Annotated in this window: 18 protein-coding genes; 8 read left to right on the forward strand and 10 right to left on the reverse strand. The window is 66.3% G+C overall.

The features are described from left to right. Nucleotide 1: 1 nt before the first annotated feature. Genes WKW77_RS30815 through WKW77_RS30830 form a run of 4 tightly spaced genes read right to left on the reverse strand, consistent with a single transcriptional unit; the run spans nucleotide 2 to nucleotide 3780 of the window. The gene (locus WKW77_RS30815; RefSeq protein WP_340360697.1) at nucleotides 2–1165 is read right to left on the reverse strand and encodes an acyl-CoA dehydrogenase family protein; all 1164 of its coding nucleotides are present in this window, start codon (nucleotides 1163–1165) and stop codon (nucleotides 2–4) included. Nucleotides 1166–1180: 15 nt separating this feature from the next. Next, complete coding sequence (locus tag WKW77_RS30820) at nucleotides 1181–1570, reverse strand: cupin domain-containing protein (protein ID WP_340360698.1); 390 nt, start codon at nucleotides 1568–1570, stop codon at nucleotides 1181–1183. 3 nt (nucleotides 1571–1573) lie between these two features. Then, nucleotides 1574–2818 carry a CaiB/BaiF CoA transferase family protein gene (locus tag WKW77_RS30825; protein WP_340360699.1) on the reverse strand — a complete coding sequence of 415 codons (1245 nt, stop codon included), beginning with the start codon at nucleotides 2816–2818 and terminating at the stop codon, nucleotides 1574–1576. Nucleotides 2819–2820: 2 nt separating this feature from the next. Further along, on the reverse strand, nucleotides 2821–3780 hold the full coding sequence (locus WKW77_RS30830; RefSeq protein ID WP_340360700.1) for a Bug family tripartite tricarboxylate transporter substrate binding protein: 960 nt from the start codon (nucleotides 3778–3780) through the stop codon (nucleotides 2821–2823). Between the two features lie 116 nt (nucleotides 3781–3896). Here WKW77_RS30830 and WKW77_RS30835 point away from each other — a divergent pair, with 116 nt between their 5' ends. Together WKW77_RS30835 and WKW77_RS30840 are read left to right on the forward strand one after the other, a co-directional pair. Then, a complete protein-coding gene (locus WKW77_RS30835) occupies nucleotides 3897–4877 on the forward strand; it encodes a LysR family transcriptional regulator (protein WP_340360701.1) in 981 nt (326 codons plus the stop codon). After that, the gene (locus tag WKW77_RS30840; protein ID WP_340360702.1) at nucleotides 4874–5749 is read left to right on the forward strand and encodes an endonuclease/exonuclease/phosphatase family protein; all 876 of its coding nucleotides are present in this window, start codon (nucleotides 4874–4876) and stop codon (nucleotides 5747–5749) included. Before WKW77_RS30835 ends, WKW77_RS30840 begins: the two co-directional genes overlap by 4 nt. A 108-nt stretch (nucleotides 5750–5857) precedes the next feature. Here WKW77_RS30840 and WKW77_RS30845 read toward each other — a convergent pair whose 3' ends face one another. The 4 genes from WKW77_RS30845 to phaC form a co-directional block, all read right to left on the reverse strand. Continuing rightward, nucleotides 5858–6793: a tripartite tricarboxylate transporter substrate-binding protein gene (locus WKW77_RS30845; RefSeq protein ID WP_340360713.1), complete on the reverse strand. Its 936-nt coding sequence runs from the start codon at nucleotides 6791–6793 to the stop codon at nucleotides 5858–5860. 175 nt (nucleotides 6794–6968) lie between these two features. Further along, on the reverse strand, nucleotides 6969–7652 hold the full coding sequence (locus WKW77_RS30850; protein ID WP_340360703.1) for an RraA family protein: 684 nt from the start codon (nucleotides 7650–7652) through the stop codon (nucleotides 6969–6971). An 88-nt stretch (nucleotides 7653–7740) separates the two neighbouring features. Further along, nucleotides 7741–8919, reverse strand: a complete 1179-nt coding sequence (locus WKW77_RS30855) for an acetyl-CoA C-acetyltransferase (RefSeq protein ID WP_340360704.1) — start codon at nucleotides 8917–8919, stop codon at nucleotides 7741–7743. Between the two features lie 48 nt (nucleotides 8920–8967). Further along, complete coding sequence (gene phaC / locus WKW77_RS30860; protein WP_340360705.1) at nucleotides 8968–10692, reverse strand: class I poly(R)-hydroxyalkanoic acid synthase; 1725 nt, start codon at nucleotides 10690–10692, stop codon at nucleotides 8968–8970. A gap of 103 nt (nucleotides 10693–10795) precedes the next feature. On the opposite strand from phaC, the gene WKW77_RS30865 reads away from it, so the two are divergent. After that, nucleotides 10796–11092 carry a hypothetical protein gene (locus WKW77_RS30865; RefSeq protein ID WP_340360714.1) on the forward strand — a complete coding sequence of 99 codons (297 nt, stop codon included), beginning with the start codon at nucleotides 10796–10798 and terminating at the stop codon, nucleotides 11090–11092. Here WKW77_RS30865 and pgeF read toward each other — a convergent pair. Together pgeF and maiA are read right to left on the reverse strand one after the other, a co-directional pair. Beyond that, nucleotides 11024–11776: a peptidoglycan editing factor PgeF gene (gene pgeF / locus WKW77_RS30870; protein WP_340360715.1), complete on the reverse strand. Its 753-nt coding sequence runs from the start codon at nucleotides 11774–11776 to the stop codon at nucleotides 11024–11026. The genes WKW77_RS30865 and pgeF overlap by 69 nt on opposite strands. After that, on the reverse strand, nucleotides 11776–12414 hold the full coding sequence (maiA, locus tag WKW77_RS30875) for a maleylacetoacetate isomerase (protein WP_340360706.1): 639 nt from the start codon (nucleotides 12412–12414) through the stop codon (nucleotides 11776–11778). Before maiA ends, pgeF begins: the two co-directional genes overlap by 1 nt. Before the next feature lie 135 nt (nucleotides 12415–12549). On the opposite strand from maiA, the gene WKW77_RS30880 reads away from it, so the two are divergent. From WKW77_RS30880 to WKW77_RS30900, 5 genes are all read left to right on the forward strand, one after another. Next, complete coding sequence (locus WKW77_RS30880; RefSeq protein WP_093161701.1) at nucleotides 12550–13251, forward strand: fumarylacetoacetate hydrolase family protein; 702 nt, start codon at nucleotides 12550–12552, stop codon at nucleotides 13249–13251. Nucleotides 13252–13270: 19 nt separating this feature from the next. Beyond that, nucleotides 13271–13822: an NUDIX hydrolase gene (locus tag WKW77_RS30885; RefSeq protein ID WP_093161700.1), complete on the forward strand. Its 552-nt coding sequence runs from the start codon at nucleotides 13271–13273 to the stop codon at nucleotides 13820–13822. Continuing rightward, nucleotides 13819–14295 carry a CreA family protein gene (locus tag WKW77_RS30890; RefSeq protein WP_340360707.1) on the forward strand — a complete coding sequence of 159 codons (477 nt, stop codon included), beginning with the start codon at nucleotides 13819–13821 and terminating at the stop codon, nucleotides 14293–14295. Before WKW77_RS30885 ends, WKW77_RS30890 begins: the two co-directional genes overlap by 4 nt. Before the next feature lie 17 nt (nucleotides 14296–14312). Continuing rightward, nucleotides 14313–16106, forward strand: coding sequence for an ABC transporter ATP-binding protein (locus WKW77_RS30895; protein ID WP_340360708.1), 1794 nt, complete (start codon nucleotides 14313–14315; stop codon nucleotides 16104–16106). Between the two features lie 62 nt (nucleotides 16107–16168). Further along, nucleotides 16169–16708, forward strand: coding sequence for a murein hydrolase activator EnvC family protein (locus tag WKW77_RS30900; protein WP_340360709.1), 540 nt, complete (start codon nucleotides 16169–16171; stop codon nucleotides 16706–16708). Nucleotides 16709–16828 lie beyond the last annotated feature (120 nt).

Genomic DNA, 16828 nt, shown 5'->3' on the forward strand with positions numbered 1-16828 from the left:
CTCAATAGGACTTCGGCAGGCCGAGCACCTTCTCGGCAATGAAGCAGAGGATGAGTTGCGGGCTCACCGGCGCGAGGCGCGGAATCCATGCTTCGCGCAGGTAGCGCTCCACGTGGTATTCCTTCGCGTAGCCCATGCCGCCGTGGGTGAAGATCGCGTTCTCGCAGGCGCCATAGCAGGCTTCCGCCGCGAGGAACTTCGCGCTGTTGGCTTCCGCGCCGCAGGGCAGGTGCCGGTCGTAGAGCCAGGCGGCCTTCTGCACCATCAGGTGCGCGGCTTCGAGTTCCATCCACGACTTCGCCAGCGGATGCTGGATTCCCTGGTTCATGCCGATCGGCCGGCCGAAGACCTCGCGCTCGCTGGCATAGCCGGTGGCGCGCTTCAACGCGGCGCGGCCCAGCCCGATCGCCTCGGAGGCGATCAGGATGCGCTCCGGGTTCAGGCCATGCAGGATGTAGCTGAAGCCCTTGCCCTCCTCGCCCACCCGATCCTCGACCGGGATGCGAAGGCCGTCGATGAAGACCTGGTTGGAATCGACGCACTTGCGCCCGAGCTTGTCGATCTCGCGCACCTCGACCTTCGAGCGATCGAGGTCGGTGTAGAAGAGGCTCAGGCCCTCGGTGCCTTCGCAGTCCTCGATCGGCGTGGTGCGCGCGAGCAGCAGGATCTTGTTCGCGACCTGCGCGGTGCTGATCCAGACCTTCTGCCCATGCACGACGTAGTGGTCGCCCTCGCGCACCGCGCGCGTCTTCAGCTTCAGCGTGTTCAGCCCGGTGTTCGGCTCGGTCACGCCGAAGCAGGCGCGGTCCCTGCCCTGGATCAGCGGCGGCAGCCAGCGCCGCTTCTGTTCGTCAGTACCGAAGACCACCACCGGATGCAGGCCGAAGATGTTCATGTGCACCGCGGACGCGCCCGACAGCCCCGCGCCTGTCGCGGCGATGGTGTGCATCATCAGCGCCGCCTCGCTGATGCCGAGCCCCGCGCCGCCGTGTTCCTCCGGCATCGCGATGCCGAGCCAGCCGGAATCCGCGAGCGCGCGGTGGAAGTCGTCCGGAAAGCCGCCCTCGCGGTCCTTTCGCAGCCAGTAGTCGGCATCGAAGGGAGCGCAGACTTTCTCGACGGCGTCGCGGATCTGCTCCTGCTCGGGCGTAAGGCTGAAATCCATGTTTCGTCTCCTGATTCAATCGCGGGCAGGCCGGCGGACCTTGTCCGGCGACTCGCCATAGGGTGGGCTGTAGATCACCAGCAGCTTGACCGGCGCATCGCTGGTCACCTCGAAGCGATGCATCGCATCGGCGGGAAAGAAGCAGGTGTCGCCGGGCAGCATCTCGAAGCCTTCACCGGCCACCTCGACATGCGCGGTGCCTTCGAGCAGATGGCAGGCCTGCTCGATGCCAGGGTGGGCATGCGGCAAGGCACCACCGCCTTTGTGCAGGGTGCCCATCAGCACCTCCATCTGCCTCGCGCCCACGGTTTCGGGACCGATGAGCCGCCGGTTGCTCGTGTGATGGTGGTTGGCGGGCTGGTAGGCGGGAATGTCTTCGCTGCGGATCAGGTACTTGGGTTTCATGGGTCAATGCGTCGATTCGGGCTGCGCAGCGACACAGGCGCCGCTCGCCAGGAGTTCTTCTACCGCCGACTGCGAATAGCCGGCCTCGCGCAACAGCGCCACGGTGTGTTCGCCCAGCCGGGGCGCAGGCGTGGACCCGCGCGCGGGCGGCGTGCCGGACCACTTGGTCGGATGCGCCATCACGTGCATCGCCCCTTCGGTCGGATGCACCGCATCGCGCAGGAAGCCCGTCGCGCGAAGCTGCGCATTCGCGAGCAGGTCGCCAGGGCTGTTCATCGGCATGTTCGGCACGTCGGCCGCATCGAGCAGCGCGCGCCATGCCTCGGTGGTGCGCGTGCGCATGATGCGGGCCACCTCGGCATAGACCGCATCGATATGCGCCGCCCGCGCGCCGTGCGTCGCAAAACGCGGGTCGGCGCCGAGCCCGTCGGACTCGCCGATCGCAGCGAAGAAGCTGCGCCAGTGCTTGTCGTTGTAGATCAGCACGCAGAGCCATCCGTCCCCGGTCGCATAGGGCTTGCGGTGCGGCGTCAGCAGACGGGCATAGCCGGGCGTGCCCAGCGGCGGATCGAAGGTCAGCCCGGCCATGTGGTCGCCGAGGATGAACTGCGACATCGCCTCGAACATCGGCACCACCACCAACTGCCCTTCTCCCGTCTGGCTGCGCGCATACAGCGCGGCGGTAACGGCATAGACCGCATGCAGGCCCGTGACCCGGTCGGAGAGCGTCGTCGGCGCATAGGTCGGCTCCGGCGCGCCGTATTGCTGCATGAGCCACGGCAGCCCGGTCGCGCCCTGGATCAGGTCGTCGTAGGCCGGCCGCGCGGCGTCGGGCCCGTCCTGGTCGAAGCCGCAGCAGCTGACGTAGATGACTCGCGGGTTGCGCTCCTTCACCGCCTCGTAGTCCAATCCGAGTCGCGCCATGGCCTTGGGCCGCACGTTGCTGATCAGCACGTCGCAACGCTCGGCGAGCTTGAGCGCCGCCTCGCGTCCACCCTCGCGCTTCAGGTCGAGGACGATGCTTCGCTTGCCTGCATTGGCGTGCAGGAAGATGTGCCCCATGCCCGGGTTGTTCATCGGTCCGACGTGGCGCATGTTGTCGCCGTCCGGGCTCTCCAGCTTGATGACCTCCGCGCCGAGTTCGGCCAGGATCTGGGTCGCGTACGGCCCCATGATCACCGAGGTCATGTCGAGGACGCGCACGCCCGCGAGCGGACCGGCGTGCTTGGCCTTTCCTTCCTGTGTCATGGCTACTCCTGCCGGATACCGGCCTGCTTGATCAGCGAGGTCCAGTGTGCGAGCTGGTCGGCCACGTACTTCGCGAAGTCGTCCGGGCCGCTGCTGGGCCAGACTTCGAAGCCGAGCTGCGCGAGCTGCTCCTGTACTTCCTTTTCGGCCAGGACCTGCCGAAGCTCGGCGTCCAGCTTCTCGACCACGGGCCGGGGCATGCCAGCCGGGCCGAAGACGCCGTTCCACGAGGTCAGGTCGAAGCCCTTCACCGCGTCGGCGACCGGCGGGACCCCGGGCAGCGATTTCACCGGCCTCTGGGTCGTCACCGCCAATGCACGCACGCTGCCCGCCTTGATCATCGACATGCTGGACCCGAGATCGGCGACATACATCTGCACCTGCCCGCCCATCAGGTCCGTCAGCGCCTGGGGGCTGGACTTGTACGGCACGCCGAGCAGGTCGATGCCGGCGATCCGCCGGATGGTCTCGGAGGCCACCAGCGAGGTGCTGTTCGGGGTCGCATAGGAGAGCTTGCCCGGATTCGCCTTCGCGTGATCGATCAGCTCCTTCATGCTCCTGGCCGGAAACTTCGAATCCACGACGACCGCGAAAGGCAGCTCGCCCACGCGCGCGATCGGCGTGAAGTCCTTGACCGGGTCGTACTTGAGGTTCGCGAACAGCCCGGGGTTGGCCGAATGCGAGGTGTTCGTGGTCATGAAGAGGGTGTAGCCGTCCGGCCTCGCCTTCGCGACGAACTGCGCGCCGATCTGCGCGCTGGCGCCGGCCTTGTTGTCCACCAGCACCGGCTGCCTGAGCCGCTCGCCGAGGCGCTTCGCCACGATGCGGGCGACGGCATCGGTGCCGCTGCCCGCCGCGAAAGGCACCACCATCGTGATCGGCGCGGAAGGGTAGTTCTGGGCGAATGCGAATGGCGCCGACGCAAACGCAAGCACCGTGAAAGCCCGTCGAAAAAGCTGCATGGGGTTGTCTCCTGAATATCCGTCGTCTGATCGCGACCCTCGCATCTTGGAGACGACAACCATTTGCGTCCAATTCACTTTGCGGCTGGAACGATTCATTTCTAGAATCGTTGGGCATGAAGCTGCATTTCCTTCGGTACTTCACCGTGCTGGCCGAGGAACTCCATTTCGGCCGCGCCGCCGATCGCCTCGCCATCACCCAGCCGCCGCTGAGCCTCGCGATCAAGGCACTCGAGGAAGAGCTCGGCGTGCAGTTGTTCCTGCGCAGCAGCAAGCACGTCGAGCTGACGCCAGCCGGTTCGGCGTTCCTGGAAGAAGCCCGCCAGATCCTCGACCGCATTGCGCGCGCTTCGTCGATCGCGCTGGCGGTCGCCAGCGGTAGCCGCGGGCGGCTGGATGTCGGCATGACCGGTTCGCTCGTCTACCGCGGCGTGCCGGCCATCGTCCGGCGATTCAACGCCGACGCGCATGGCATCGACCTGGTCCTGCGCGAAATGTCGACCTCCGAGGAACTCCAGGGCCTGCTGCACGGCCAGCTGGATGCGGGCTTTCTCAATGCCTTCGTGGTGCCGCCCCAGTTGCGGTCGCTGCCCCTGATCGAGGATGAATTCGTGCTCTGCCTGCCGGCAAACCACCGCCGCGCCGGGGCGAAATCGGTCGACCTGGGCGAGCTTGCCGACGAGCGCTTCGTGATGTTCTCGCGCGACGTGTCACCCGCGAACTACGACAACGTCATCGCGATCTTCAGCCGCGCCGGCGTGCACCCGAAGACGGTCCATGCCGCGCGGCAGTGGCTCACCATCGTCGCCATGGTGGCCGAGGGGTTGGGGGTGTCGCTGGTGCCGCGCTCGCTCGCACGGTCGAACGTGGACAACGTCCGCTTCGTGCCCTTCGGCGGCGCGCCCGCCATCGCGCCGGCGCTGCTGGTGTGGAACCCGGCACGGATGAGTCCAGCACTCGAACGATTCATCGCGAGCGCCGCGGCGACGATCGAAGAACTGCGAAAGGATCTCCGCCCGAAGCGAAGGAGGATGACGCGTCAGGGTCAAGGCGACCTGATAAAACGGCCCCATCAACCGCAACGGGGCGCCTCATGAAACTCGTGACCTGGAACACCCAATGGTGCTGCGGCCTCGACGGGGTCGTGAGCGTGAAGCGAATCATCCAGGGCGCGCGCGCCATGGCGGACTTCGACGTCCTCTGCCTGCAGGAGATCGCCGCCGGCTTCGGCGGCATGCCCGGGCGGCCCGGCGACCAGCCTGCGGACGTGCAGGCCTTGCTGCCCGGTTTCCAGGTCTTCTTCGGCGCAGCGGTGGACGAGTTCGATGCCAACGGCAAGCACCAGCGCTTCGGCAACCTGATCGCCACCCGCCTGCCGGTTTCGCGCGTGCAGCACTACCCGCTGCCCTGGCCGCCCGATCCGAAAGTGACCAGCATGCCGCGCATGTGCACGACCGTGACGCTGACCAGTCCCGATCTGGGCTCGCTGCGGGTGATGACCACGCACCTCGAGTACTACTCGGCGTCGCAGCGTTTCGCGCAGGCCAGAGCCTTGCGCGACCTGCATGTGGAAGCCTGCAATCTGGTCGCCGCGCCGCCGGTGCCCGACACCATCGGCACTCCCTTCCAGGCCAAGCTGCACACTTCGCAAGCCGTCTTGTGCGGCGACTTCAACATGCCGGCGGCCGATCCGGGCTACGACGAAATCCAGCGCCCCTTCACCGATCCGGCGCTGCCGGTCGGCGGCGTGCCCGACATGCGGCTTCAGGATGCGTGGCCGCTCGCGCATCCGGACCGGCCGCACGATCCGACCTTCCGCCTGTTCGACCGGACCTACGGCCCCGACCCGATCGCCTGCGATTTCATCTTCGTCAGCGATGCGCTCGCGCCGCGCGTGCGCCGCGTCGAGGTCGACCTCCAGACCCAGTCTTCAGATCACCAGCCAGTTCTCATCGAACTCTCGGTATAGGCCCGGAAGCGGGGAAATACCGCAGAACCGGCTGCGCCGGGCCCGCTGGTGTTGCCCCGTGCAAGGGGATGCCCGAGCCGCACGAAGTGGACGAGGCCGGGGTGAGCCCTACTCACCCTGGATGCCGGCGGCGCGGATCACCTTGCCCCATTTGTCCACCTCGGAGGCGAGATGGGTCCGCAGTGCCTCCGGCGTGACCTTCTCCATTGGCACGATCTCGGCGCTCAGGTCCGCAATGCGGCGCTTGACCATGTCGTCCTGCAACGCGACGCGCAGGGCAGCGTTGAGCTTGTCGATCACCGGCTTCGGCGTTCCCTTGGGCGCATAGACGCCGTGCCACACGCGCACGTCGAAGCCCCTCAACCCCTGCTCGTCGAGCGTGGGAACGTCCGGCAGGCTCGGCAGGCGCTTGGGCGTGGTCACGCCGAAGACCTTTACGCGGTTGCCTTCCGTGATGACCGGCACCGTCTGCGTGGTCTGGTCGCACAGGAGGTCGACCTGCCCGCCCATCAGATCATTGAGCGCGGGGCCGGCGCCCTTGTACGGCACGGTGGTGAGGTCCACGCCGATCTGGCTCGCGAACAGCAGGCCGCACAGCTGCGACACCGCACCGATGCCGGCGTTGGCGAGCGAGACCTTGTCCTTGTTCGCCTTCACGTAGCTCAGCAGTTCCTGGAAGTTGTTCGCCGGGAAGTCCTTGCGCGACAGCAGGGTCATCGGCACATCGAGCACCTGCCCGACGTACTCGAAGTCCTTGAGCGGGTCGTAGGGCAGCTTCTTGTAGAGCGCCGGCGCGGTCGCCATGCCCATGTGGTGGATCAGGATCGTGTAGCCATTCGGCGCCGCCCTGGCGACGCGCGCCGGCGCGATGGTGCCGCCGGCGCCGACCGTGTTCTCGACGATCACCGTCTGGCCGAGCGACTTGCCCATCGGGATCGCCAGCATGCGTGCCACGACATCGGTGGGGCCGCCGGCGGAGTACGGAACGACCAGCGTCACCGGCTTCTCCGGCCACGCAGCCTGGGCCGCAGCGGGCATCTGCATGCCCGTGGCACCGCACGCCAGCGCCAGCAGGACGCAGGTCTTCGACGCCGATTTGGTTTTCATGATGTCTCCTTGACAACGATCGGGAAACGACCATCGTCAGGGCAGACCGGCAGCGGCACAATCAGCGAATCTTGAAGACGGGCTTATGTTTTCCTTAAGTCGAGGGAAACACCTACATCACGCCGAAGGTCCGGAATGCCTCGCACGCACCCATGCCATTGCGGATGGCATCGGCGACCTTGTTCTCGGTGCGCACCTTCTCGAGAGCCTTCTGCACCGCCTCGGCCTCGACCTCGCGGGGGATGACCAGCACGCCCTCTCGATCACCGAAGAGCAGGTCGCCCGGCGCGATGCGCACGCCGTCGATCTCGATCGTGCAGCGGTAGTCGATCACCTGCCCGCGCACCCCCTGGTCCTGCGCGTAGGTTCCGCGGCAGAACACGGTGAAGCCGAGATGCTCGATCTCGTTCGCATCGCGCACATAGCCGTCCAGGATGGCGCCCGCCGCCTTCAGGCGCTGCGCGCGCGTCGACATGAGCCCGCCCCAGAGCGCATAGCGCAGCGAGGCGCCGGTGGCGATGTAGATTTCGCCGGGCCTGAGGTCGTCGAGCGCCTCCAGCATCAGGCCGAATGGCTTGCCCGACAGGGGCCCTGCCGACTTCCGGCCGTCGTTGATGACATCGGCTTCCAGCACCGGCATCGCGCGGCCGACGATGCGCATCGACCTTTCCAGCGGCGCGATGCCGGCCGGCAGAAATTGATGGTGATAGCCCATGGTGTCGAGCACATCGCCTACCGCCGCGACGAAGAGCTCGTCGCGGATCTGCTGGAACAGCGTGCTGTCGTTCTCGTTCATCCTTCTTGTCTCCTGCTTGGTTGTCGTCTCGATCGGGAAAGAAAAAAGCCGCGCCCAACGGACGCGGCTTTGGTCAGGCAAGCAGCGCTCAGCGCTCGATCGTCAGTGCCACGCCCATGCCGCCACCGATGCACAGCGACGCGATGCCCTTCTTCGCGTTCTGGCGCTGCATCTCGTGCAGCAGCGTGACCAGAATGCGGCAGCCGGACGCGCCGATCGGGTGACCGATGGCGATGGCGCCGCCGTTCACGTTGACCTTGCTCACGTCCCAGCCCATTTCGCGGTTCACCGCGCAGGCCTGCGCCGCGAAGGCTTCGTTGATCTCGAGCAGGTCGAGATCCTGCGGCTTCCAGCCGGCGCGTTGCAGCGCCTTCTGCGATGCCGGTACCGGGCCCATGCCCATGAAGGCCGGATCGAGGCCGGTGCTCGCATAGCTCGCGATGCGGCCGAGCGGCTGCAGGCCGAGCGCGGCCGCCTTCTTGGCGGTCATCACCATCACCGCGGCGGCCCCGTCGTTCAGACCCGAAGCGTTGCCCGCGGTCACGCCGCCGGCCTTGTCGAAGGCGGGGCGCAGGCCCGCGAGCCCTTCGGCGTTGGTCTTGCGGTTGATGAACTCGTCCTTGTCGAAGACGATGGGATCACCCTTCTTCTGCGGGATGTTGACCGCGACGATCTCATCCTTGAACTTGCCGGCATCCTGCGCGGCGGCCGCCTTGGTCTGGCTGCCCAGCGCAAGCTCGTCCTGCGCAGCGCGGCTGATGTCGTACTTCTTGGCGACGTTCTCGGCCGTGATGCCCATGTGGTACTGGTTGTACACGTCCCACAGGCCGTCGACGATCATCGTGTCCTGCAGCTTCCAGTCGCCCATGCGCTGGCCGTTGCGCGAGTTGGGCAGGACGTGCGGCGCGAGGCTCATGCTCTCCTGGCCGCCAGCCACGACGATCTCGCTGTCGCCGGTCGCGACCGCCTGCGCCGCGAGCATCACGGCCTTGAGGCCGGAGCCACACACCGCGTTGATCGTCAGCGCGGGCGTTTCCTTGACGATGCCGCTCTTCAGCAGCGCCTGGCGCGCCGGGTTCTGGCCGGCGCCGGCCGCCAGCACCTGGCCCATGATGACTTCGCCGATCTGGTCGGGCGCGACCTTGGCGCGTGCGAGCACCTCCTTGATCACGAGGGCGCCGAGTTCGGTCGCCGGAATGCCGGCCAGCGATCCGCCGAACTTGCCGACGGCGGTGCGTGCAGCTGAAACGATGACGATGTCTTCCATGTGTGCTCTCCGATGCGTGGATTGAGAATTGAATGACGGAAACAGGGATCAGGCCTTTGCCTTGACGTAACGGCCCGGCGCAGGTTCCATCGCCTTGTAGGCGCTGCCCTTGCCGTAGGACTTGGGGGCTGGGATTTGCTTGCCCGCGTGGGTCTTGAGCCAGTCGGACCAGTCGGTCCACCAGCTGCCGGGATGCTCGGTGGCACCGCTCAGCCACTCGGCCTGCGTCTTCGGCAGCTTGCCGTCCGCGCGGATCCAGTGGCTTCGCTTCTTGCTCGCGGGCGGATTGATCACGCCGGCGATATGGCCCGAAGCGCCCATCACGAAGCGCTTCTTGCCTGACAGGAGTTGAGTCGACGCATAGGCGCCGCCGATGGGCACGATGTGGTCTTCGCGCGAGCCGTAGATGTACACGGGCGCTTCGATGCTGCCCAGATCGACCGCCTCGCCGCACACCGTGAGCGCGCCGGGCTGCGCCAGCTTGTTCTCGTGGTATGTGTTGCGCAGGTACCAGCAGTACATCGGCCCCGGCAGGTTGGTCGCGTCGCTATTCCAGTAGAGCAGGTCGAAGGGCGGCGGCGTCTCGCCCTTCAGGTAGTTGCCGACGACGTAGTTCCACACGAGGTCGTTCGGCCGCAGGAAGCTGAAGGTGGACGCCAACTCGCCGCCCGCCAGCAGGCCGCCGCTGCCCATCTGCATCTCGCGGAACTGCACGAAGCCTTCGTCGATGAAGATATCGAGCACGCCGGTGTCGGTGAAGTCGAGCAAGGTGGTCAGCAGTGTGACCGACGCGGCGGGCTGTTCGCCGCGTGCGGCCAGCACGGCCAGCGCAGTGCTCAGGATGGTGCCGCCGACGCAGAAGCCGAGCGTGTCGATCTTGCCGCCGGCCTTGTCCTGCCCGGTGATCTCCTGCGTGACGTGGATGGCCTTGATCGCGGCATCCTCGATGTACTGGTCCCAGGTGTACTGGGCCATCGACGAATCCGGGTTGCGCCAGCTCACCACGAAGACGCGGTGCCCCTGCTCCACCGCATAGCGGATCAGCGAGTTGGTCGGCTGCAGATCGAGGATGTAGAACTTGTTGATGCACGGCGGCACCAGCAGCAGGGGCCGCTCGTAGACCTTGGCGGTCAGCGGCTTGTATTCGAGGAGCTGGAACAGGTCGTTCTCGAAGACCACCGCGCCCTCGGTCGAGCCGACGTTGCGGCCCACTTCGAAGGCGCTTTCGTCGGTCATGCTCATATGGCCCTGCTGCACGTCGTGCATCAGGTTCTGGATGCCCTTGGCGATGCTCTCGCCTTGCGTGTCGATCGCCTTCTTCTGCGCCTCGGCATTGAACGCGAGGTAATTGCTCGGCGACGATGCCGCCATCCATTGTTCGACCGCAAAACGCACGCGGGCGCGAGTTTTGTTGTCCGCCTCGATGGCTTCGGCCATGCTCATCAAGGTGCGCGCGTTGAGGAGGTAGACCGCCGCGGCAAAGGAAGAAAGCGGATTGTGGCTCCATGCCTCCCCGGCAAAGCGCTTGTCGCCGCTGGTGCGGGCCGCGATGTCCTGCTGCCAGAGCTGCGCCGCTTCGCTCAGGTACTGCTGCTGCAGTTCCTGGAGCCTTTCGGGGTCGAGCGAAAACTTGGGGAGTTCCGGGAAGGGGCTGTGTCCGTTGCCGTGCGCGCCGATCGTCTGGAGTGCCTCGAGTGCCTTGCTCCATCCCTGCGAGAGCGCCTGTTGAAACGGCGCGAAGGTGTCTGCAGCCGCGGCGTGTTCTTGTTTCATGGTGTCTCCTGACTCCTCACCTGTTCTGAATGGCATTTGAGTATGCTGCATTCACGAATACCCGGCCAGCGCGGCATTCGATACCTTCTTGAAAACATCATCTATGCACCTCGTCGTGATTGCCTGGCTGTATGTTGCCTTGATGATGGCGGTCGCAGAGGCCACCAACACCAACGGCACGGTCCTGGGAGCGGTGTTCACCTTTCTACTCTACGGCCTGATTCCGGTGGCACTGGTGGTTTACCTGATGAGCACCCCTGCGCGCCGTCGCGCCTTGAAAGAGCGCGAAGCCGTAGAGCGTGAAGCAGCCATTCGCGCACATGCAGCATCCTCAGTCGCGCCAGACGCAGGCGGCGAACCGTCCGCTGATGCGGTCGCGCCGGTGCGAGAAAAATCGTAACGGGTTGTGCACCGTACACCACGCATCGGTGCTGTCGTTGCCGTAGAGCTGCGTGACACCGGCCGCATGCAGGCGCTGCCGCGCAAGCCCTGCGAGATCGGCCATCCATTTGCCTTGCGCTTGCGCCGGCTCGAAGCACTGCCGCGCATCGGGCGACATGCTCTCGAAAGCGGCGCGGACTTCATCCCCCACTTCGAACGCATCGGGGCCGATGCACGGGCCGAGCCAGGCGATCACGCGCTGCGCGCCGCCGCTCGCGCCGAAGCCATCGAGCGTGCGTTCGAGGATGCCCGCGGCAAGGCCCCGCCAACCCGCATGGGCTGCAGCAACGCATTCGCCGGACTCATCGGTGAACAGCACCGGCAGGCAGTCGGCCACCATGATCGTGCAGGCGATTCGGCGCTGGACCGTGATGCAGCCGTCGGCGACCCTGCCGTCGATCGCCCCGCTGCCCAGAACGGCGACGTCGGTCGCATGCACCTGCTGGAGGAACACGGGCCGCGCACCGATCGCATCGGCGAACGCCTGGCGGTTGACGCGCACCGCGGCCGCCTCATCGCCGACGTGGTCGCCGAGATTCAGGCCCTGGTAGTTGCCGAGCGAGACGCCGCCGGCGCGCGTCGTGCACACCGCATGCACGCCGGGCGGCGCCGGCCAGTCGGGGACGATCCAGTCGGAGGGAATCACGCTTCGGCGTCAGGCGATTGCGAAGGCTGTGCGCGCTGGAATGCCTCGAGCTGCATGCAGGCCTCGTACGCCGCCATGGTGCGGGGCAGACCGCTGAAGTCGCAGTCGAAGCGCTGTCCGTTGAATATCTGCGGCACGAGGCAGCAGTCCGCCATGGTCGGCGTGTTGCCGTAGCAGTAGGTGCTCGCGGGCAGCAGTGCCAGCTGGCGCTCGAAGGCCAGCAAGCCCTCGCGCACCCAGTGGCGATACCAGGCGTTCTTGGCATCGTCGTCGAGCTTGAGTTCGCGCACGAGGTACTTCAGCACGCGCAGGTTGTTGAGCGGGTGGATCTCGCACGCGATCGACTGCGACAGTGCCCGCACCTTCGCGCGGCCCACCGGATCGTGCGGCAGCAGGGCCGGCTCGGCGTACACCTCGTCGAGGTACTCGATGATCGCCATGGACTGGGTGAGGCGTTCGCCTTCGTCCTCGAGCAGCGGCACGAGCATGTCGGGCGAAATCGCGGAGAACGGGCCGGTCTTGTGATCGCCGCGGGCGATGTGCACAGGGATGTATTCGTAGTCGAGGCCCTTCAGGTTCAGCGCGATGCGCACCCGGAAAGAGGCGGAGGAACGGAAATAGTTGTGCAGCTTCATGATCCGGCAAGCATATCGCCGCCCGGTGACACCGGCCAGCGAGGTGGGCAGGGCAAGGCCGGAGGGCGGCCCGCCGCCTGCTCTGGCACACTGCCGTTTTCGCAGGAAAAAGCGCAGTAAAGGACTCTATTTCCCATGGCTTCCGAGTACGTATTCACCCCCCACCCCGTCGTCTCGATCCCCGTCGTCGGACAAGCCGCCCGGTTTCCGGTGCACCGCATCTATTGCGTCGGCCGCAACTACGAAGAGCACGCCAAGGAAATGGGCTTCACCGGCCGCGAACCGCCCTTCTTCTTCATGAAGCCGGCGGACGCCGTGGTGGTGGTCGATGCCGGCGCCACCGGCACCATGGCCTATCCGACGCTCACCAAGAACCTGCACCACGAGATCGAGTTGGTCGCGGCCATCGGCACCGGCGGCAAGGACATCAAGGCCGCGGACGCCCACAAGCACATCTTCGGCTACGCGGTCGGCCTGGACATGACCCGCCGCGACCTGCAGAACGACATGAAGAAGCAGGGCCGCCCCTGGGATATCGGCAAGAGCTTCGAGCAAAGCGCGCCCATCGGGCCGATCGTGCCGGTGGCCAAGGCGGGTGACGTCGAGAAGGCCGAGATCTCGCTCCAGGTCGCCGGCGCAGACCGCCAGCGCAGCAACGTCAGCAAGCTGATCTGGAACATCGCCGAGACCATCGAGCACCTGTCGGCCGCGTGGGAACTGCAGCCCGGCGACCTGATCTTCACCGGCACGCCCGAAGGCGTGGCCGCAGTGGTCGCCGGCGATACGCTGGTCGGCGAGATCACCGGGCTGCCGGCACTGACGGTCAAGGTGGTCTGAAGCGCACGCAGAACCTCCGATGTTCCTGCGCGTTCCCATCAAGCACTGCAAGAACTGCGGCACCGCGGTGGTCTACCGTGTTCCCGATGACGGGGACACGAAGGAGCGCGCGGTCTGCCCCGCGTGCAACACCATCCACTACGAGAACCCGCTGAACGTGGTGGGCACGATCCCCGTGCTGGGCGACCGCGTCCTTCTGTGCAAGCGCAATATCGAGCCGCGCTGGGGCAAGTGGACGCTGCCCGCCGGGTTCATGGAGCTCAACGAGACGACCGAGCAAGGCGCGGCGCGCGAAACCGACGAGGAAGCCGGTGCCGAATACGAGATGGAAGGTCTCTTCGCGGTGATGAGCGTGGTGCGGGTCGGGCAGGTCCATCTGTTCTACCGCGCACGGCTCTTGAGCGACCGCTTCGATCCGGGCCACGAAACCCTCGAAGCACGGCTCTTCACCGAAGAAGAGATTCCCTGGGAGGAGATCGCCTTCCGTACCGTCAAGGCGGCGCTGGAGCGCTACTTCGAGGACCGGCGTCGCGGCAGCTTCGACCGGGTCCATACGCTGGACATCGTATGAGCCGGTTAGCGCAAGGTGCGGCCCTCCTCTGCTTGGCGGCCCTCACGGTGTTCGCGAGGGCCGAACAGGTCGGCGACGTCGACACCGCCTTCAAGCTCATCGGCCCCGACCACAAGATCGTGGTCGATGCCTACGACGACCCGAAGGTCATTGGCGTGACCTGCTACGTCTCGCGCGCGAAAACCGGCGGGGTCTCCGGCGCCCTGGGCCTTGCGGAAGACAAGGCCGAGGCCTCGATCGCCTGCCGGCAGGTGGGACCGGTGAGCATCACGCAACCACTGCCCAAGCGCGAAGAGGTGTACAGCGAGCGGCAGTCGATCCTCTTCAAGCGGCTTCGCGTGGTACGTATGGTCGACGTGAAGCGCAACACGCTGGTCTATCTGACCTACTCCGATCTCCTCATCGACGGCTCCCCGAAGAACAGCGTCACCGCGGTGCCCATCGATCGCGGAGCGCCGATTCCGGTCAAGTAGAGCAACGCAATCCGGGCATGGACGGCAGCATCCGCAGCGGCACGCCCGGCAGCGCGATCCGCGAGTTGTACGCCGCGCTCTGGCGCTATGCCGAAGGCGGGCGGCCCAGGTTGCTCGTGGCGACGGTGCTGCTTACCGCGTCGCAGCTGATGCGCCTGACGATGCCGTGGCTCGCAGCGCAGGCGATCAACGCACTGCAGACAGGACAGATCGATCGCTCGGGACGGTGGATCGCGGGGCTCGCCGCCGTCTACCTTCTCTCGTGGGCGATCCACGGTCCGGGGCGCATCCTCGAGCGCAATGTGGGGCTTCGCGTGCGCGAACAACTGGCCGATGCGCTCTACGCGCGCATCGCCGCGGCGCCGCTCGCATGGCACGAAGGACACCATTCGGGCGAGTTGCAGCACCGCGTGCACCAGGCGAGCCGCGCGCTGGCGGACTTCGCGCAGAACCAGTTCATCTATCTCACGAACATCGTCAACTTCATCGGGCCCCTGATCGCGTTGACGCTTCTCTCCGGAGCCAGCGGCGCGATGGCGGTGCTGGGCTACATCGTCATCGCGGTCATCATCGTGCGCTTCGATCGCGCGCTCATGCGGCTCGCGCGCGCGGAGAACAACGCCGACCGGCGCTACGTCGCGGCGCTGCTCGATTTCCTCGGCAATGCATCGACGGTGATCGGACTGCGGCTTTCGAGCGCCTCGCGCTGGCTGCTGAAGCGGCGAATGGAAGCGATCTCCGAGCCGTTGCGGCGCACGGTCGTGCTCAATGAAGGCAAGTGGTTCGCCGTCGACCTGATGGGATTGGCGCTCACGTGGGGGCTGGTCGTGGCCTACGTCTGGCAGAACCGCACACCGGGCGAGACGCTGTTGCTCGGTGCCGTCTTCATGATCTACCAGTACGCGCAGCAGGCGGCGAGCGTGGTGTCGTCGATGGCAGCCAACTTCCAGTTCTTCGCGCGCATGCATACCGACTACACGAGCGCCGGCCCCATCTGGGCGGCGCCTTCGCGCATGCAGGCGCCGGCCGAAGAAGCCATCGACGCCGAAGCGCAGTGGCGCACGCTGGAGGTCAAGGACCTCGTATGGAAGTACGCACCGCGCAATCCGCAGGCATCCGCCGAGACCGCTCGCAGCGGATTGCACGAGGTGTCGCTCAGGCTGCGGCGCGGCGAGCGCGTCGCGCTCGTGGGCCCGAGCGGCGGGGGCAAGAGCACGCTGCTGCGCGTGCTCGCCGGTCTCTATCCGCCGCACGGCGGCACACTCGCCATCGACGGAGAACCTCAGCCATGGCCGTGCCTGCGACACATCGCCACACTGATCCCGCAGGAAACCGAGGTGTTCGAGGCGAGTGTCCGGGAAAACCTCGGCTTCGGACAGCCCCTGGCGGACGCGGACCTCGATGCCGCGATGCACGTAAGCACCTTCGACGACGTGCTCAAGGCCACGCATGGCGAACTCGATACGCCGCTCTCCGAGCGCGGCTTCAACCTCTCCGGCGGGCAGCGCCAGCGGCTGTCTCTCGCGCGGGGCGTCCTTGCAGCAAGTGGCAGTTCGCTGTTGCTGCTCGACGAGCCGACGAGTGCGCTGGATGCGACTACCGAGGGCCGCGTGCTCGATCGCATCGCCGCCGCTTTCCCCGATGCGTGCGTGATCGCGTCGATCCATCGACTGAGCCTGCTCGACCGCTTCGATACGGTCCTGCTGATGGAAGCCGGAAGGATCGTCGACGCGGGTCCGCGCGAGGCCTTGCTCGCTCGTCGGCCCCTGCTCCAGAAGCTCGCCGCCCCCACGACGCCCGCACCATGCTAAAAATGGCCTTCTGTCGCGAGGTCGGGAACCCCCTGCCCTCCATCGCGTTCGAAAGAGCCGCCATGAAAGTACACAACCACTTTTTTCGCGCCGCTGCCGTCACGGTGGCGGCTATCTCTCTGGTCGCCTGCAAGTCGACGCCCCTGAACCAGAGCCAGGGGCCGGCACCCGGCTTCTATCCCTTGCCGCCGGCCGGCGCGCGACCGGCGCCACCACCGGCACCGGCGAAGACGGCGACCTTCCTGCGTCCCGCGCCAGGCCGGACCATCTCGACCTTCGATGGCAATCGCAACAAGGGCATCGACATCGCCGGCAACATGGGCGATCCGATCGTCGCGTCGGCCGATGGACGCGTGGTCTACGTCGGCGGCGAGCTGCGTGGCTACGGCAACATGGTCATCGTCAAGCACAACGACACCTATCTCACCGCCTATGCGCACGCACAGACGATCCTCGTGAAGGAAAACGAAGTGGTGCGGCAAGGCCAGAAGATCGCCGAGATCGGCAACAGCGGGGCCGACCGCGTGAAGCTTCATTTCGAGATCCGCAAGCAGGGCGTGGCGGTGGATCCCGAGCCATACCTCAGCGGCGACCTGCACTAGGCTCGGCTAAGTACTCCGTTTCGGAAGTTCGCACACGTATTCTTCAAGCGGCCAGCTTCAGGCTCTGCGCCCATCGATCGCGCATGCGTGCGATCAAGGCATTGAGATCGGTGCGGGTGA

The organism is Variovorax ureilyticus, assembly GCF_037889935.1.
In the GTDB taxonomy this organism is placed as follows: Bacteria; Pseudomonadota; Gammaproteobacteria; order Burkholderiales; family Burkholderiaceae_C; genus Variovorax; species Variovorax ureilyticus.

What these genes read in the sequence shown, in the direction of transcription:
- WKW77_RS30815 (WP_340360697.1), bottom strand. Translation starts at nt 1,165, where the DNA reads ATGGATTTCAGCCTTACGCCCGAGCAGGAGCAGATCCGCGACGCCGTC.
- WKW77_RS30820 (WP_340360698.1), bottom strand. Translation starts at nt 1,570, where the DNA reads ATGAAACCCAAGTACCTGATCCGCAGCGAAGACATTCCCGCCTACCAG.
- WKW77_RS30825 (WP_340360699.1), bottom strand. Translation starts at nt 2,818, where the DNA reads ATGACACAGGAAGGAAAGGCCAAGCACGCCGGTCCGCTCGCGGGCGTG.
- WKW77_RS30830 (WP_340360700.1), bottom strand. Translation starts at nt 3,780, where the DNA reads ATGCAGCTTTTTCGACGGGCTTTCACGGTGCTTGCGTTTGCGTCGGCG.
- WKW77_RS30835 (WP_340360701.1), top strand. Translation starts at nt 3,897, where the DNA reads ATGAAGCTGCATTTCCTTCGGTACTTCACCGTGCTGGCCGAGGAACTC.
- WKW77_RS30840 (WP_340360702.1), top strand. Translation starts at nt 4,874, where the DNA reads ATGAAACTCGTGACCTGGAACACCCAATGGTGCTGCGGCCTCGACGGG.
- WKW77_RS30845 (WP_340360713.1), bottom strand. Translation starts at nt 6,793, where the DNA reads ATGCAGATGCCCGCTGCGGCCCAGGCTGCGTGGCCGGAGAAGCCGGTG.
- WKW77_RS30850 (WP_340360703.1), bottom strand. Translation starts at nt 7,652, where the DNA reads ATGAACGAGAACGACAGCACGCTGTTCCAGCAGATCCGCGACGAGCTC.
- WKW77_RS30855 (WP_340360704.1), bottom strand. Translation starts at nt 8,919, where the DNA reads ATGGAAGACATCGTCATCGTTTCAGCTGCACGCACCGCCGTCGGCAAG.
- phaC (WP_340360705.1), bottom strand. Translation starts at nt 10,692, where the DNA reads ATGAAACAAGAACACGCCGCGGCTGCAGACACCTTCGCGCCGTTTCAA.
- WKW77_RS30865 (WP_340360714.1), top strand. Translation starts at nt 10,796, where the DNA reads ATGCACCTCGTCGTGATTGCCTGGCTGTATGTTGCCTTGATGATGGCG.
- maiA (WP_340360706.1), bottom strand. Translation starts at nt 12,414, where the DNA reads ATGAAGCTGCACAACTATTTCCGTTCCTCCGCCTCTTTCCGGGTGCGC.
- WKW77_RS30880 (WP_093161701.1), top strand. Translation starts at nt 12,550, where the DNA reads ATGGCTTCCGAGTACGTATTCACCCCCCACCCCGTCGTCTCGATCCCC.
- WKW77_RS30885 (WP_093161700.1), top strand. Translation starts at nt 13,271, where the DNA reads ATGTTCCTGCGCGTTCCCATCAAGCACTGCAAGAACTGCGGCACCGCG.
- WKW77_RS30890 (WP_340360707.1), top strand. Translation starts at nt 13,819, where the DNA reads ATGAGCCGGTTAGCGCAAGGTGCGGCCCTCCTCTGCTTGGCGGCCCTC.
- WKW77_RS30895 (WP_340360708.1), top strand. Translation starts at nt 14,313, where the DNA reads ATGGACGGCAGCATCCGCAGCGGCACGCCCGGCAGCGCGATCCGCGAG.
- WKW77_RS30900 (WP_340360709.1), top strand. Translation starts at nt 16,169, where the DNA reads ATGAAAGTACACAACCACTTTTTTCGCGCCGCTGCCGTCACGGTGGCG.